The sequence below is a fragment of the Moorena sp. SIO3I6 genome (assembly GCF_010672095.1).
The window spans coordinates 1-2,931 of sequence record NZ_JAAHHU010000530.1 but is presented as its reverse complement, the minus strand read 5'-3'; the positions used below and the strand labels follow the sequence as shown (position 1 = coordinate 2,931).

General features: G+C 43.1%; 2 protein-coding genes. Both read right to left on the bottom strand.

Going from position 1 to position 2,931, the window contains the following annotated elements; genetic code table 11:
- Positions 1 to 463: 463 nt before the first annotated feature.
- Positions 464 to 1,672, bottom strand: coding sequence for a 4-hydroxy-3-methylbut-2-enyl diphosphate reductase (locus F6K49_RS39010; protein WP_293105892.1), 1,209 nt, complete (start codon positions 1,670 to 1,672; stop codon positions 464 to 466).
- A gap of 128 nt (positions 1,673 to 1,800) precedes the next feature.
- A complete protein-coding gene (locus F6K49_RS39005) occupies positions 1,801 to 2,670 on the bottom strand; it encodes a GDSL-type esterase/lipase family protein (protein WP_293105889.1) in 870 nt (289 codons plus the stop codon).
- Positions 2,671 to 2,931 lie beyond the last annotated feature (261 nt).

The window sequence follows — 2,931 nt, the reverse complement described above, 5'->3', positions numbered from 1 at the left end:
TCGATACCAATGCGGCTACCTTTGATGCGAATGTCGTCAGAGGCTAGGAACTCGAAGTAGTCTTGGATTTCCATGGCAATTTGCAATTAATAAAAAAAGTTTGAAAAAAAAAAATATGAGGCGCGAATACAATTTTTAAGTAGATGTAAACTACATTTAATTTTACCGTTATTATTTTTTTTAAGTCAACCTATTCGTTTATAATGGAAACGTGATTGCTAGGGATAAATCAAACTTTTGACCATTGTTTTCCTGGTAAGAATCCAATCGTTTTTTAGCATCCCCAGGATCGATATCGAGGCACGTAAGCATTAGGCTGTTCGCGTAGCGTGCGCGTAGCGCATGAGCTTAGATCTGAATGCTTACAAAATTGTTAAAATTGAAAATAATCAATGGCTATTAACCAGTTGAAATTTTCAATTTTAACTAATCCCAGTTATTCCTAAACTAACCCCAGTTAGTTCTAAACTGCGACAGCAGTCGCCTTCAGTTCAAAAATCATATTGATTACATCTTCTACTACCTTATCAGGAGTAGACGCTCCAGAGGTTACTCCTACTACTATCGAACCAGAGGGAAGCCAATTTCGTGCTACTTCCACCTCCTGATGCAGGGGTTTATGCTCGATTTCATCAGCAGAAATAATCCGGTTGACACTGTCAATGTGATAGGATGGTAGTTGTCGCTCAATAGCAATTTCTTGCAGGTGAGTGGTATTGGAGGAATTAAAGCCACCAATCACAATCATCAAGTCTAGCTTTTCTTCTACGAGCTCCAACATGGCATCCTGCCGTTCTTGGGTGGCATCACAGATAGTATTAAAGCTTTGGAAGTGATCATTTAAATTAGACGTACCATATTTCTTCATCATGGTGCGCTCAAAAAGTTTGCCGATCTGCTCGGTCTCGGTCTTGAGCATAGTAGTTTGGTTGGCAATCCCAATCCGCTCTAAATCCTGCTCCGGGTCAAAGCCAGCTGAGATAGCGTTTTTAAATTTATCGAGAAATTCGTCCCGGTTGCCACCATTGAGAATGTAGTTGGCAACGTATTCCGCTTCTTGTAGATTCAGCAACACTAGATATTTTCCGGCAAAGGAACTCGTTGCTACCGTTTCTTCGTGTTTATATTTGCCGTGAATAATGGAAGTGTACTCTTTTTTCTTATGCTTCTCTACCGTATTCCAAACTTTGGACACCCAAGGACAGGTAGTATCTACAATCTTGCAGTCTTTCTCGTGGAGCAGCTGCATTTCCTGAACACTAGCACCGAATGCTGGTAAAATCACTACATCCCCAGCACCGACAACAGAGAAGTCTTTCTTGCCATCCTCAACGGCAATAAATTTTACTTCCATTTCCCGCAAGCGCTGGTTAACAGAGGGGTTGTGAATAATTTCATTAGTAATCCAGATCCGTTCATTGGGGAAGTGGGTGCGGGTTTCATAAGCCATGGCTACAGCTCGCTCTACACCCCAGCAAAAGCCAAATGCTTCTGCTAGCCGGATGGTCACATCTCCCTGTTGCAGCCGATAGTTATTGGCACGAATCTGTTCAATCAGACTGCTTTGATATTCCGATTCCAACTGAGAGGTAACTTCGGCTTCGTGACCAAATCCTTTACGGTGGTAGTTATCTGATTTTTGGAGTGAGCGCTTGAAAGCTTTTGTATCCATTGAGCTATCTTAAGCAAATTACTTATTAATCACTGCTATTATTAATTTACTTTCAATCAACCGTGACCTCAGTTACTATAGCAATCCTAAATAAATTGTGATAATTTTTGTTCCCTACTCCCTGCTCCCTACTCCCTGCTCCCTGTCCCCTTTGCTATCGGAATAGCTAATCCTTCTTGGAGGATAAGTTCCTCAAAGATTTGTAAACCATAGCGCCAGACTAAGTAACCTTGGGGACTCAGATGCAAGCCATCGGTACTAAGCTCAGGTTGCAGGTTGCCCTGATTATCCGCAAAGAGGGGATAGAGATTTAGATAAATCGCTCCTTCTGCGTGAGCGATCGCTTTTAGCTGCTGGTTCAGATTTTGGATGCGACTGTTGGGGATAGTAAGTAAGCGATCGCGTCCTTCCCAGGTTGCCTGTTCAGCACCATGGGGCAAAATCGATTGAAGGACAATCTTAGTTTCGGTATGGGCTCGCCGCAAGTAGCGAATCGTTAGCCGTTGGTTTTCTAGAATTGCTTCATCCTTGACCCCCCGAATTAGGTCATTGATGCCAATCATCACAAAAATTGCTTCTGGCTTAGTCTGATCCAAAATATCTAAGCGCTTGAGCAACCCTGCTGAGGTTTCCCCAGACAGTCCTTGATTAAGCCAGTAGCGTTTTGGGGGTAGCAGTGCATTGGGAAACCATAGGCTTAGAGAATCTCCCAACAGGACTGTTAACTGTTCCGGTTGTTGATTAGCCACTACCTGAGCTTCCTTCTCCAGCAGTGCCAGCCATTGTTGGTAATTTAACTGGTGTCGTGGCCCTAATTCAATTACTGGCTCAGGGGTAGGATTTAAAATTCGGGTAGTTACCACAGGATGGCTAACTGGATCTGACTTTGACTGGTGATACTCACCCAGTAGTAACCAGGTGAGAGTCACAATCATAAACCCATTGGCAGCAAGGGATATTAAAGCCCAAGGTGGACAACGCTTCAACTCAATGAACAAAAAATTTGCCTTATTTCTGTTCTAACATCCCTGAGGGCAAAGGTAATACCATAAGTAAACAGTTAACTGTTTACTGTTAACTGTTTACTGTTCACAAAACCTAGTTAAAAGCAATCGGCCATATCAGCAAAACGGTGACAGCTCCCACACTGACTCTTTGAGTTCAGTGTGGGCTTCCCAGCCAATCCAGCTATTGCTTAGGAGGCGCTGGGCTTTAAGAACGGACTGCCCTGCCGCTCTGTTTTTTTGGTCTTTTGTTTA

What these genes read in the sequence shown, in the direction of transcription:
- F6K49_RS39010 (WP_293105892.1), bottom strand. Translation starts at nt 1,672, where the DNA reads ATGGATACAAAAGCTTTCAAGCGCTCACTCCAAAAATCAGATAACTAC.